This is a genomic window from Thermodesulfobacterium geofontis OPF15 (assembly GCF_000215975.1).
In the GTDB taxonomy this organism is placed as follows: Bacteria; Desulfobacterota; Thermodesulfobacteria; order Thermodesulfobacteriales; family Thermodesulfobacteriaceae; genus Thermodesulfobacterium; species Thermodesulfobacterium geofontis.
Map to the genome: position 1 here is coordinate 807,843 of NC_015682.1, position 12,378 is coordinate 820,220.

Consider the following 12,378-nt stretch of genomic DNA (forward strand, 5'->3'; position numbering starts at 1 on the left):
TTTTGTTGTTTTTTCTTGTTTTCCTTTTGTTCATTTCCACCTGTCACGCAGGAGGTCGCGGGTTCAAGTCCCGTCAGCCCCGCTTTTTATTTTTTCTATATGGCAAATTTTACTTTTTCCCTTAAAAAATTTTTTCTTTTTCTCTTTTATCCCTCAAGTTTAATCCTCATCTTTTTTCTTCTAATTTCTATCTATGTAATTCTTGATAAAAGAAAGGGTAGGAGAAGATTTTTACTCTTTTTAGCTATTTTCCTTTATTATTTTTCTTCTACTCCCTTTTTGCCTTATTTTCTTTTAAAACAATTGGAAAAGAATTATTCTATTCCTCCAAAAGAAGAAATAGCAAAGGTTAAAAATGTAGTAGTTCTTACTGGAAGAATATACGGAGAAGAAACTCTTAGTCCTGAGGAAAGGTTTTCTAGAGAAACCTTAGTAAGATTTCTGAAGGCTTTAGAATTAAAAAAACAATATCCTGACAAAAAAATCATACTTTTAGGTGGCTCCTATGAGGATAAAAATAATAAAGGGGCATCCTATTTAAAAATGTTAGCTGAAAATTTTGGTTTTGAAGTTGAAGCCCTTGATGTACCACTTGATACTATTACCAGCGCAAAAATTTTAAAAGAATATTTATTAAAAAATGAAAAAAATGTGAATTCACCCTTTTTACTTTTAACTTCTGCTTATCATCTTCCAAGAGCTTACTATCTTTTTAAAAAAGAAGGTTTAAATCCTATTCCTTATCCCACTAATTATAGTTATAAACTTTGTAAGCCCTCTTTTAGTATTTGGAAATTTTTACCTAATGATTTATATATTGATTTAACTAACAGAGCAACTCATGAATACTTAGCTTTAGGTTTTTACAAAATGAAATATTTTATTTTGGAGAAATTCAAATGAAAAAGATAGATTTAAAAAAGAAAATTTTTAATATTTTAGAAACTTCAAGAGAAGTTCAAAAGAAATTTATAGAGCTTGAAACAGAAAAGATTATAGAAGTGGTTCTTCTTGCTAAAAAAGTTATTTCAAGAAATGGAAAAATTCTTATTTTTGGGAATGGAGGAAGTGCAGCGGATGCTCAGCATTTAGCTGCTGAGCTTGTTAATCGTTTTAAAAAAGAAAGAGCCCCTTTACCAGCAATTGCTTTAACTACAGATACTTCAATTTTAACTGCTATAGCAAATGATTATGATTTTTCTCAAATTTTTTCTAAACAAATTTTAGCCTTAGGTAAAAAAGGAGATATGGCTCTTGGAATTAGTACCAGTGGAAAATCTTCTAATGTAATATCTGCTTTAAAGGTGGCTAAGGAAATAGGTTTATATACAGTGGGCTTAAGTGGAGGAGATGGAGGATTAATGAAAGATGTATGTGATTATCTTATTTTAGTCCCAAGTTTTGAAACACCTCGTATTCAAGAGGGACATCTTTTATTTTTACATATCTTTTCTGAACTTTTAGAAGAAATTATTTTTTCTCAATAAAGATGCTTCTTGCTATAGAAACTTCTTGTGATGAAACAGGAGTTGCCCTTTTTTCTGAAAAGGGGAATTTAATAAAACATCTTCTTTATTCCCAAGTAGCTCTTCATTCTCCTTTTGGAGGTATAGTTCCTGAAATTGCTTCACGTAAACAATTAGAGGTTCTTTCTCCTCTTATAAAAAAATTAGTAGAAGAAACAAAAATTTCTATTCAAGAAATTAAGGGAGTATGTGTAACTTTTGGTCCTGGGCTTATAGGTTCAATTTTAGTAGGTGTTTCGTTAGCAAAGGCATTGTGTTTTGCTCTTAAAATTCCTCTCTTCGCAGTTGATCATTTACAAGCTCATCTCTTTTCTATATTTTTAGAAAGGGAAGTAAAATTTCCCTACATAGGACTTCTTGTTTCTGGTGGGCATACAGCTCTTTTTTTAGTAAATTCTTGGGAGGATTATAAACTTTTAGGACATACAAGAGATGATGCAGCTGGAGAAGCCTTTGATAAAGTAGCTAAACTCCTTAATCTTTCTTATCCAGGAGGTCCTATTATAAGTAAACTTGCAGAAAAAGGGAATAGAAATGCTATTTCCTTCCCTAGACCGCTTTTAGAAGAAGATACTTTTGATTTTAGTTTTTCAGGGCTTAAAACAGCTGTCTTAAATTATTTAAAAACAAATCCCCAGTATAAAATTGAGGATGTATGTGCAAGTTTTGAAGAGGCAGTTTGTGAAGTTCTAATAGAAAAAACCCTAAGGGCAGGTGAAAAACTAAATATTTCAAGAATTGTAGTTGTAGGAGGAGTAGCTTCCAATCAAAGATTAAGAAAATCTTTTGCTGAAAAGGCTCAACAAAAAGGGGTTGAGGTTTATTTTCCTTCTCCAGAATTTTGTACTGATAATGCTGCTATGGTGGGAATAGTGGGATATTACAAATGGAAAAATGGGCTTTATGATACTTTAGAAAAGGAACCCTATGCAAGGTCAATCTTTAAGAAATTTAATTTTCAAATTCAGCCTTGAGATTAAATTCCTTTATTTTTTTCTGTAAATAAGCTCTTTCCAAACCTATTTCTCTTGCTGTTTTAGAAATATTTCCTCCGTATTCAAGAAGCTTTCTTTTTAAAAATTCCTTTTCAAAAAGGAGTTTAGCTAATCTGTAATTTTTTTCTTTAAACCATGGCTCTGTATTTTCTTGCAAGCTTTCTTTCTTTTTTATTAAATTTTTAAAATCAGAAGGTAAATCTTTATAACTAATTTCAGAAGAAGAAGATATTATTACTAATCTTTCTATAAAATTTTTAAGCTCCCTTACATTTCCTGGCCAATCATATTCCATTAAAGCTTCTAAGGCATCACTTTTAATAATTTTCTTCTCACAACCTATCTTATAGCTAAATTCTTCTAAAAATTCTTCTACTAATATAGGAATATCTTCTTTTCTTTCTCTTAAAGGAGGAATAAAGATGGGGAAGACGTTTATTCTAAAAAAGAGATCCTCTCTAAATTTTCCTTTTTGGATTTCTTTTAATAAATCCTTATTAGTGGCTGAAATTATTCTTACATCAATTTCTATAGATTTATTACTTCCTAAACGTTCAAATCTTTTTTCTTGTAAAACTCTTAATAATTTTGCTTGGGCATCAAGGCTTAAATCTCCTATTTCATCCAAAAAAAGGGTTCCTTTATGTGCTAATTCAAGCTTTCCTTTTTTAAAACTTTGAGCTCCTGTGAAAGCTCCTTTTTCATATCCAAAAAGTTCAGATTCTATAAGGGTTTCAGGAATAGCTGCACAATTTATTTCTACAAAAGCTTCTTTTGCTCTTTTTGAATATAAATGAATTAATTTTGCCACTATCTCTTTACCAACCCCAGATTCTCCCTGAATTAAAACAGTGGTATCTGTAGGAGCTGCTTTTAAAATAAGTTCTCTTATTTTTTGGATAGCAGGAGATACTCCAGAAAGTTTTACTTCTCCAAAAATGTTTTCTCTTAATCTTTTGTTTTCTTCTTCTAAGAGAGCTAACTTTAAAGCATTTTCTACAGTTACAATAACTCTTTCATAAGAAAGGGGTTTTTCAATAAAATCAAAAGCCCCCATTTTGATTGCTTTTACTGCTGTCTCAATATTTCCATGCCCTGAAATTACTATAATTTGAACCTCTGGATAGGTTTTTTTGATTTTTTCTAAAACCTCAAATCCATCTATATCTTTTAACCACAGATCAAGAAGAATGACCTTTGGTTGTTTAAAATTTATCTCTTTTAAAAGTTCCTTACCCCAAAGAAAACTTCTTACTTGAAAATTTTCATCTTTGAGAATATCTTCAAGGGTTTCAAGAATACCTTTTTCATCATCTAAAATCCAAATTTCACCCTTCATTATAATTTAAAATGATATTATTTTATGAATACTTGTCAACCTTATACTTCCATAGAGCTTTGTTAAAAAGGGTTGACAAAAAAAATTAACATGTTAACGTTAACCTTTAAAATTAAAATTGGTTAACAAAATTTGTGGAGGGTTTAGTTATAGAAGCAAAAATTAAAAGAATAGCAATAGTAGATGTTATTTTGCCAAAAATTGAAAATAAAACTTTTGTTTTATTAAGAAACATTTTCTTAGTTTTAAGTTTTACTTTATTAACCGCAATTTCTGCTCAGTTAAAAATTGAGATTGGTCCGGTTCCAATTACAGGTCAAACTTTTGCAGTGTTACTTTGTGGAGCTTTGCTTGGAGCAAAAAGAGGTTTTTTATCTCAATTTTTTTATTTATTAGAAGGGTTAGCTGGAATTCCTTGGTTTGCTGGTGGAGGAGGAATTTCTTTTTTGGTTAGTCCATCTTTTGGCTACATTATTGGTTTTGTTTTAGCTGCTTTTGTAGTTGGGTTTTTGTGCGAAAGAGGTTTTGATAGAAGAATTACAACTGCAATTTTAGCAATGCTTGTTGGGAACATCTTAATCTATGCACCAGGGCTTTTATGGTTGGCAAGATTTGTTGGTTGGGAAAAAGTATTAGCTTTTGGTCTTTATCCTTTCATAATTGGTGACATTCTTAAATTGCTTTTGGCAGCTTCAATCTTACCGTTAGGGTGGAGATTGCTTAAAAGAAAATATAGTGTTCTTTTTCTAATTTTGTTTTTAATTTGTACTCATCAAAGTGCTTTTTCTTCTGAAAAACCTCTTTATACTTTGGAAAATGAAGAATCTGTCTATACTTTGGAAGAAGTAAAGGTTGTTTCTCCAGCAAAAGGTGCTGATCTTGAAAAAATAAGTCAAGAAGTAAAAGTGGTTAAAAAAGAAGAACTTTCAGAATTTGGTTTAAAGAAGGTTTTTTCAGCGCTTGAACTTAAAGAAAGAGGTACCTTTGGGGTTCAAGCTGACCTTTCTATTAGGGGAACAAGTTTTGAACAAAATTTGGTTGTTCTTGAAGGTATAAGAATTTCTGATCCTCAAACAGGGCATCATTTAATGAAATTACCTTTAGAAGAAGACATTTTAGAAAGTTTAGAAATTCTTTCTGGAGGGGCAAGTGCTATTTATGGACCTGGAGGTTTTGGAGGTGCTATAAATTTCAATTTAGAACCATCCACTAAAGGATATAAAATTTTAGCTGAATACGGAAGTTATGATTACCAACATATATTTGGAAATTTTGGTTTTTCTACTTCTGAAATTCCATTTAACTTAGTTTTTTCTCAAAAAAAATCAAATGGATTTATATGGAATAGAGATTTTGATATTAGAACTTTTAATCTATATAGCAAAGATGATAAAAAAACTCTTTTTTACGGATTTCAAGAAAAAGATTTTGGAGCAAGAAATTTTTATATTACAAAATATGATACAGAATGGGAAAGTACAAAAACTCACTTATTTTTAGTTAAGAAAAATATATACAAAAATAACTGGTTTTTAGAGCCCACTTTACTTTATAGAATTAACTACGATTTATATCTTTTAGATAGAAAAAATCCAGATTTTTATAAAAATACTCATAAATCTCAGGTTTTTCGCCTTAATTTTCCTTTAAGATATGAAAGAACTTATATGGATTATCTTTTGGGGGTAGAAGTTTCTTATGAGACACTTGAGAGTTCAAGACTCGGTGATCATTTAAGGCAATCTACAGGATTTTATTTTTGGTTATATCCTAAAATAAGTTTACGATTTTTTCCGAGCTTTGGGATTCGTTATGATGTTATAACCCAAAATAAAGATATTTTTACTTATAATTTGGGATTTGCCTATCTTTTAAAGGAAGACCTAAAATTAAGAAGTTCTTTCAGTTTTTCCTATAGAATACCAAGTTTTACAGAATTTTATTATGATTCTCCTACTATTAAAGGAAATCCCTCCTTATCACCTGAAAAAGCTTATAATATTTCTGTTGGATTTGACTATTACAAAAATAAAATCAATTTTTCTGGAACAGGTTTTTATAGGTACGGAAAGGATATTATAGACTGGATTAAAAAAGAAAACATAATTCAGGCTCAAAATATAGAAATTTTAAAAACCGTTGGATTTACCTTAGACAGTAACATAATTTTTAAAAATTTTAAACCCTTTATAAGTTATACCTATTTAAATCAAATAGCTGAAAAATTACCAAGTGCCCGTTATTCTGGAAGTTATTTAAGACACAATTTTATTTTAGGAATAATATATAACCTTCCTTGGCATTGGGAATTTTTTGGAAGTTTAAATTATAGAGAATATTACAAAAGAGATAAAATATTTTTGGTAGATTTAAAAATAAAGAAAAAATTTGGCAAAAATCTAACTTATTCTTTTTGGATAAAAAATCTTTTGGATGAGGATTATAAAGAGATAGGAGAGGTCAAGGCACCTCCTCAATGGATAGGTATTAATTTAGAAATAAGATTTTAAAGTTATGTTCCTATAAATAAAAAAGAAAAATCTCAAAAAATGATGTATTCAAGAAATATTTTAGTTTAATTCAGGATACTTATAAATTATAAAAAATTTTTCAGAAATTTTTTTTAAAAAACTTGACAAATATTTTTTATGATATATTTTAAGAGCGGTCTTACATTAGTAATTTTAAAGGGGGGATAAAAATGAAAAGCACAAAAAACATAGAAAAATTTGAATATGGTTTTGGTCAGCATCTCATTATTGATGGATATGGAGCTAATCGTGAAAAACTTATGGATCTCGATTTTATATATAATTTTTTAAGTAAATATCCAGAAGAAATTCAAATGACCAAAATAATGCCTCCTTATGTTTTTAAATATTACGCTCCTGTTCCTGAAGATTGGGGAATTTCTGGATTTGTAATTATTGCTGAAAGTCATATAAGTATTCATACCTTTCCAGAAAAATTATATTTAAGTGTAGATGTATTTTCTTGTAAGCCCTTTGATGTAGATAAAGCTATAAAAGACATTATAGAAATTTTTGAAATTAAAAAAAGTGAAATAAAGTTTTTTGATAGAGGCTTAGAATTTCCTCGTTCTATCAGAGCAGTTGAAAACTTTATTCGTATGGAAAGGAAGGATTTAATAATATAAAAAATGAAACTTACTTTTTTGGGGCTACCTGACCATCCCCAAGCAAGGGTAGCCCTAATTCCTGCTCCTTTAGAAATTACTACATCTTGGCAAAAAGGCACAAAAGAAGCACCTACAGAGATTCTCAAAGTTAGTCCCAATTTAGAATTCTTTGATGAAGAAACAGAAATTGAACCCCAAGAAGTACTCGGTTTTTTTACTTATCCAGTACCTGAGCTACCTTTTGATATAAATACAGCTCTTGAAGAAATTTCAAAAAAAGTGAGAGAAACTTTAATAAAAAAGAGATTTCCTATAGTAATAGGAGGAGAACATACAGTTACCTTAGGAAGTATAAAAGCTTTAAAAGGATTTTATGAAAATTTAAAGATCCTTCATCTTGATGCGCATTTAGATTTAAGGGATGAATATTTAGGATGTAAAATTTCTCATGCAACTGTAATAAGAAGAATATATGAAATGGGGATTCCTATTTTAAGTGTAGGGGTAAGAACACTTTGTAAAGAAGAATATGAATTTATAAAGGAAGTTAATTTTCCTCTTTTGTGGATGAAAGATCTTAGAGAAAATTGGGAGAAAAGTTTAAGAATTATAGAAGAGTTTATTAAAGAGGGTGATATTTATCTTTCTTTAGATATGGATGTTTTTGATCCCTCTTTTGCTCCTGGAGTAGGAACTCCTGAACCTGGGGGAATAAACTGGTATGAATTTTTGCAAATTCTTAAATTAGTGGTTAGATATAATTTAGTTGGAATGGATATAGTTGAAGTAAAGCCTAACTTAGGAAATGCTATTACAGAATATTTAGCAGCAAAAATAATTTTTAAAATTTCCTCTTATTTAGCAAAAAAATATGAAACTCTTTGAAAAATACGCTAAACTTCTTTTTGAATCAGCTTTGTTAAAAAGAATACAAAGAACTGGATTTACTTATCTTGGAACTGGAGGAGAAAATGTAGCTTCTCACTCCTTTGGAGTAATTTTTTGTGCTTGGATACTTTCAGAAATTTGTGAAAAAGAACTTAATAAAGAAAAACTTTTTAAAATGGCATTAATTCATGATTTAGCAGAAACAAGAATAGGAGATTTCAATGCAGTTAATAAAATATATAATAAAGCTGATGAAAAAAGGGCTTTAGAGGATGCCTTCTCTAATACTCCAATGAAGGAAGAAATTCTATCTCTTTGGGAAGAATATAGAGGCTTAAAAAGTTTAGAAGCCAAATTGGTTCATGATGCAGATGTGGTTGATTTAATAATACAACTCAAAGAACAAAAAGACTTAAATAATCCCTATGCAGACAAATGGATCGAATATGCTAAAAGAAAACTTATTACAGAGGAAGCTAAAAAATTAGTTAAAGCCATTTTAAAAGTAGAATGGTGTTCTTGGTGGTTAGAATATTTTGTTAAAAATAATGAAAGAAGAAATCAAAGAAAAGATTCTTAATTTATGCAATCTTTGTGGTAAATGTGTCCCTGTATGCCCGTCTTATAAGGTTTATAAAAAGGAATCCTTTTCTCCCAGAGGAAGATTATTTTTACTTTCCCACGAAATAGAACATAAAAGTTTTGAGTTTTGTCTTTTTTGTGAAAGATGTGAAAGGATTTGTCCTCACCATATAGGTTTCCCTACCTTTTATCTTGAAAAGTTAAAAGAAAAAGAAAATCCCTTATTAACTTTTTTAAATCTTAACAATTTTATTAATTTAATAAATTTAAAAAAAGAATTGCCTACTAAAATTATGAAGGAAGAAGGAGATATTACAATATATTACTCCTGTGGTTTAAAGTATCTTTATCCTTCAGCTTTAGAAAGATTTGAAGAGATTCTTAAAAAGAGAGGGATATCTATAGGGGTGCCCAAAGGATTAGTTTGTTGTGGAGCAATATTTTTAAATCTTGGGCTTATTTCAAATTTAAAAGAAAATGCGCTTAAAAATTTAGAAATATTAGAAAAAACAAAGGGCTACCTTATAATATTTTGTGCTACCTGTTTGTGGATGTTTAAAAAAATTTATCCTCAAGTTTTTAAAGATACTAAATATGAAAAAGGCTTTATAGAACTTTCTAAAAGAGCTATTTCAGCTTATAACTATCTTTCTTTAAAAGCAGAAGACGAGCTTAAAATTTTGGAGGAGAAAAAATTAAGAGAAAATATTCTTTTTCACCTCCCTTGCCACTTGACAGAAGATTTTAATTTGGTAAAAAATAAGATAGAAACAAGAGATTTTTGTTGTGGCTCAGCAAAATTTTTTCTCTGGCTTAAAGGTTTTCAAAAGGAAAACAAAGGGTTGTGGGTTAAGAATTTAGAAAATATAGAGATTTTAGCTACTTTTTGTACAGGATGTTATCTAAATTTTAATGCGCTTTTAAAAAAGCCACCACTTATTCTTCACTGGTTAGAACTTTTATGAATAAGTATCCCTCCTATTTAAATTTGCTTGATTCAGGGGAACTTGATAAAAGAATAGAAGTACTTTACGAAAAGTTATCTTCTTGCACCCTTTGTCCAAATGAATGTAAAGTGAATCGTTTGGAAGGGGAAAAAGGTATTTGTAAAGTTACTAATAAACCTATGGTTTCAAGTTATGGCCCTCATTTTGGTGAAGAAAGACCCCTTGTTGGAAAAAATGGTTCCGGAGCTATATTTTTTACTTATTGTAATTTATCTTGCGTTTATTGTCAAAATTGGGAAATAAGCCATTTAGGAGAAGGAGATATAATTGATGAAGAAGATCTTGCAAAAATTATGTTAATTTTACAGGTATGGGGATGTCATAATATAAACCTTGTTACCCCAACTCATCAAGTTCCTTTTATTGTAAAGGCAATAAAAATAGCTGCTGAAAAGGGACTAATTTTACCTATTGTATATAATTGTGGAGGGTATGAATCTATAGAAACTTTAAAGCTTCTTGATGGAATAATAGATATTTACATGCCAGATATTAAATATATGGATGATAGTGTAGCTTTAAAACTTTCAAAAGTAAAGAATTATTCAAAGGTTGTTAAGGCTGCGGTTAAAGAAATGCATAGACAAGTAGGTGATTTAATTATAGAAAATGGAATTGCTAAAAGAGGATTAATTATAAGACATTTAGTTTTACCAGGAGACCTTTCTCAAACAGAAGAAGTGATTAAATTTATAAAAGAAGAAATTTCTCCACATACCTATTTTAATCTTATGGATCAGTATAGACCCTGTGGAGATGCATGGAAATATCCACCTCTTGATAGAAAAATCACTAAAGAAGAGTGGGAAAGGGCATTAAAATTAGCTTATAAATATGGTCTTACAAGACTTGATGACAGAAGAGCACGTTTTTGGAACTAATAAAGATTATAAAATTTTTGCTATTGGAGATATTCACGGTTGTTTGTGGAGTTTAGAAAAATTGCTCAATATTCTTCCTGTAAATTGGGGTAAGGATTTGGTTATATTCTTAGGAGACTACATTGATAGAGGCCCTGATCCTAAGGGAGTAATTGAAAAAATGTTAGAACTTAAAGAACTTTACGGAGATAAAATTATTCCTCTTAAAGGAAATCACGAGTGGATGTTTGAAAGATTTTTAAAAGGAATAGATGTAGACATATTTTTATATAATGGTGGAGGAGCAACCTTAAAAAGCTATTATAAAGATGGAGAGCTTAAAATTCCAGAAGAGCATTTAAATTTTCTTAAGGAACTTAAGCTTTATTATGAAACAGAGGATTATATATTTGTTCATGCAGGATTAAGACCAGGGAAAAAATTAGAGGAGCAAAATGAAGAAGATCTCCTCTGGATAAGAGAAAGTTTTTATTTTTCCGAATATAAATTTCCTAAAACTATAGTTTTTGGGCATACTCCATTTCCTATTCCTTTAATTTTAGATGATAGAATTGGAATTGATACAGGATGTGTATATGGTGGTAAACTTACTGCTATTGAACTTCCATCAAAAAAAATATATCAAATTGATTGTGGAGGTGAGATAATATGAGTAAAGACGATGAGAGAAAAAGACTTTCCTGGAGAGAGATTGATAAACTAAGGGATAAGAGTGGATTTAGTAAAATAAGAAAAAAACTTGAAAGAGCTGAAAGAGACTTGCCTAAAAATGATTATAAATCCAAAGAAAAATATTTGAAAGAACTCGAAAAACTTTTTGTAGATAAAGAGACACTTGAAAAGCAAAATTTTATTGAAAATCTTCATAAAAATTATGGAACCAAAAATTTTAAAAAACTTGCTAAGGAGTTTATAGAAAAATATGGTATTCCTGATGACTGGAGAACCCTTCTTCTTTTTCTTGATCTCGATGACAGAACACTTGTGCTTTCGGCTTTAGAAAAGCTTAAAGAAGATTTTCCTAATAGAAATATTTCTGAAAAGCAAGGTATACTTTCTAAACTAAAAACCCTTGCTTTAACTTCTAAAGATGAGATTATAGGATTTGAAGTTGAAAAAGTCTTAAAAGAACTAACTCTTTAATGAAAGAACTTATAGAAGAATTTCTAAGTTATCTTGCGGGTGTTAAAAATTATTCCTATAATACTTTACTGGCTTATCAAGCTGATTTAAAAGATTTTGCAGATTTTTGTGGTTCTTTGCCCTCAGAAGAAGAAGCTTTTCAAAAACTAAGAGAATATTTAGAAAATTTAAAAAAGAAAGGATATAATCCTTTTAGCATAGCAAGAAAGATTTCAAGTTTAAGAAGCTTTTTCAAATTTTTAGAAGCAGAAAAGGGATTTAATATAAGTTTTCTTTTATTTTTAGAATCTCCCAAGTTACCTTTCAGACTCCCTAAGGTATTAAGTTTAGAAGAGATTGAAAAACTTTTAAATTCTCCTGATATAAATAATCCTCTTGGATATAGAGATAGAACCATGCTTGAAGTGCTTTATGCTACAGGATTAAGGGTTTCAGAATTGGTAAATCTTAAATTTGAGAATTTAAATCTTGAGCTTGGTTTAGTTAGAGTTTTAGGTAAGGGTTCTAAGGAAAGACTTGTCCCTCTCGGAGATTATGCTTTGAAGTTTTTAAAAACCTATTTAGAAAATGTGCGCCCCCAGTTGGCAAATGAAAAAAGTAAAAATTTTGTTTTTTTAAATAGAAGAGGAGCTCCTATTACGAGACAAAGATTTTGGCAGATAATAAAAGATTATGCCAAAAAATGCGGGCTTGAAGATAAAGTCACTCCTCATGTAATAAGGCATTCCTTTGCAACACATCTTTTACAAGGAGGTGCAGATCTTAGGGCTTTACAAATGATGCTTGGGCATAGTAGTTTAAGTACAACCCAAATCTATACTCATCTTGATTATAAAAAATTAAAAGAGGTCTATGAAAAACACCATCCCAGAGCTTAA

The 12,378-nt window shown here is 29.7% G+C and carries 13 protein-coding genes; 12 read left to right on the plus strand and 1 reads right to left on the minus strand.

The features are described 5' to 3' along the window. The first annotated feature begins 99 nt into the window (after positions 1–99). Genes TOPB45_RS08565 through tsaD form a run of 3 tightly spaced genes read left to right on the plus strand, consistent with a single transcriptional unit; the run spans position 100 to position 2,500 of the window. The gene (locus TOPB45_RS08565; protein WP_013909617.1) at positions 100–903 is read left to right on the plus strand and encodes a YdcF family protein; all 804 of its coding nucleotides are present in this window, start codon (positions 100–102) and stop codon (positions 901–903) included. After that, positions 900–1,487 carry a D-sedoheptulose 7-phosphate isomerase gene (locus TOPB45_RS04250; RefSeq protein ID WP_013909618.1) on the plus strand — a complete coding sequence of 196 codons (588 nt, stop codon included), beginning with the start codon at positions 900–902 and terminating at the stop codon, positions 1,485–1,487. The genes TOPB45_RS08565 and TOPB45_RS04250 overlap by 4 nt, the downstream gene beginning before the upstream one ends. A gap of 2 nt (positions 1,488–1,489) precedes the next feature. After that, positions 1,490–2,500: a tRNA (adenosine(37)-N6)-threonylcarbamoyltransferase complex transferase subunit TsaD gene (gene tsaD / locus TOPB45_RS04255; protein WP_013909619.1), complete on the plus strand. Its 1,011-nt coding sequence runs from the start codon at positions 1,490–1,492 to the stop codon at positions 2,498–2,500. Here the strand turns inward: tsaD and TOPB45_RS04260 are convergent. Then, a complete protein-coding gene (locus tag TOPB45_RS04260; protein WP_013909620.1) occupies positions 2,478–3,860 on the minus strand; it encodes a sigma-54-dependent transcriptional regulator in 1,383 nt (460 codons plus the stop codon). The two genes, tsaD and TOPB45_RS04260, sit on opposite strands and share 23 nt — an antisense overlap. Before the next feature lie 134 nt (positions 3,861–3,994). Here TOPB45_RS04260 and TOPB45_RS04265 point away from each other — a divergent pair, with 134 nt between their 5' ends. The 9 genes from TOPB45_RS04265 to xerD all read left to right on the plus strand — a co-directional run bounded on the left by TOPB45_RS04265 (position 3,995) and on the right by xerD (position 12,378). Then, complete coding sequence (locus TOPB45_RS04265; RefSeq protein ID WP_013909621.1) at positions 3,995–6,370, plus strand: TonB-dependent receptor domain-containing protein; 2,376 nt, start codon at positions 3,995–3,997, stop codon at positions 6,368–6,370. A gap of 191 nt (positions 6,371–6,561) precedes the next feature. Continuing rightward, on the plus strand, positions 6,562–7,017 hold the full coding sequence (gene speD, locus TOPB45_RS04270) for an adenosylmethionine decarboxylase (protein ID WP_013909622.1): 456 nt from the start codon (positions 6,562–6,564) through the stop codon (positions 7,015–7,017). Positions 7,018–7,020: 3 nt separating this feature from the next. After that, the gene (gene speB, locus TOPB45_RS04275; RefSeq protein WP_013909623.1) at positions 7,021–7,884 is read left to right on the plus strand and encodes an agmatinase; all 864 of its coding nucleotides are present in this window, start codon (positions 7,021–7,023) and stop codon (positions 7,882–7,884) included. After that, the gene (locus TOPB45_RS04280) at positions 7,871–8,467 is read left to right on the plus strand and encodes an HD domain-containing protein (RefSeq protein ID WP_013909624.1); all 597 of its coding nucleotides are present in this window, start codon (positions 7,871–7,873) and stop codon (positions 8,465–8,467) included. The genes speB and TOPB45_RS04280 overlap by 14 nt, the downstream gene beginning before the upstream one ends. Then, the gene (locus TOPB45_RS04285) at positions 8,436–9,434 is read left to right on the plus strand and encodes a (Fe-S)-binding protein (protein ID WP_013909625.1); all 999 of its coding nucleotides are present in this window, start codon (positions 8,436–8,438) and stop codon (positions 9,432–9,434) included. Before TOPB45_RS04280 ends, TOPB45_RS04285 begins: the two co-directional genes overlap by 32 nt. Then, complete coding sequence (locus TOPB45_RS04290; protein WP_013909626.1) at positions 9,431–10,357, plus strand: radical SAM protein; 927 nt, start codon at positions 9,431–9,433, stop codon at positions 10,355–10,357. The genes TOPB45_RS04285 and TOPB45_RS04290 overlap by 4 nt, the downstream gene beginning before the upstream one ends. Then, positions 10,329–11,009, plus strand: a complete 681-nt coding sequence (locus TOPB45_RS04295) for a metallophosphoesterase family protein (RefSeq protein ID WP_013909627.1) — start codon at positions 10,329–10,331, stop codon at positions 11,007–11,009. Before TOPB45_RS04290 ends, TOPB45_RS04295 begins: the two co-directional genes overlap by 29 nt. After that, positions 11,006–11,500, plus strand: coding sequence for a hypothetical protein (locus tag TOPB45_RS04300; protein WP_013909628.1), 495 nt, complete (start codon positions 11,006–11,008; stop codon positions 11,498–11,500). The genes TOPB45_RS04295 and TOPB45_RS04300 overlap by 4 nt, the downstream gene beginning before the upstream one ends. Then, on the plus strand, positions 11,500–12,378 hold the full coding sequence (gene xerD / locus TOPB45_RS04305; RefSeq protein WP_013909629.1) for a site-specific tyrosine recombinase XerD: 879 nt from the start codon (positions 11,500–11,502) through the stop codon (positions 12,376–12,378). Before TOPB45_RS04300 ends, xerD begins: the two co-directional genes overlap by 1 nt.

Coding starts and splice junctions, on each gene's coding strand:
- TOPB45_RS08565 (WP_013909617.1), top strand. CDS start 100: ATGGCAAATTTTACTTTTTCCCTTAAAAAATTTTTTCTTTTTCTCTTT.
- TOPB45_RS04250 (WP_013909618.1), top strand. CDS start 900: ATGAAAAAGATAGATTTAAAAAAGAAAATTTTTAATATTTTAGAAACT.
- tsaD (WP_013909619.1), top strand. CDS start 1,490: ATGCTTCTTGCTATAGAAACTTCTTGTGATGAAACAGGAGTTGCCCTT.
- TOPB45_RS04260 (WP_013909620.1), bottom strand. CDS start 3,860: ATGAAGGGTGAAATTTGGATTTTAGATGATGAAAAAGGTATTCTTGAA.
- speD (WP_013909622.1), top strand. CDS start 6,562: ATGAAAAGCACAAAAAACATAGAAAAATTTGAATATGGTTTTGGTCAG.
- speB (WP_013909623.1), top strand. CDS start 7,021: ATGAAACTTACTTTTTTGGGGCTACCTGACCATCCCCAAGCAAGGGTA.
- TOPB45_RS04280 (WP_013909624.1), top strand. CDS start 7,871: ATGAAACTCTTTGAAAAATACGCTAAACTTCTTTTTGAATCAGCTTTG.
- TOPB45_RS04285 (WP_013909625.1), top strand. CDS start 8,436: ATGAAAGAAGAAATCAAAGAAAAGATTCTTAATTTATGCAATCTTTGT.
- TOPB45_RS04290 (WP_013909626.1), top strand. CDS start 9,431: ATGAATAAGTATCCCTCCTATTTAAATTTGCTTGATTCAGGGGAACTT.
- TOPB45_RS04295 (WP_013909627.1), top strand. CDS start 10,329: ATGACAGAAGAGCACGTTTTTGGAACTAATAAAGATTATAAAATTTTT.
- TOPB45_RS04300 (WP_013909628.1), top strand. CDS start 11,006: ATGAGTAAAGACGATGAGAGAAAAAGACTTTCCTGGAGAGAGATTGAT.
- xerD (WP_013909629.1), top strand. CDS start 11,500: ATGAAAGAACTTATAGAAGAATTTCTAAGTTATCTTGCGGGTGTTAAA.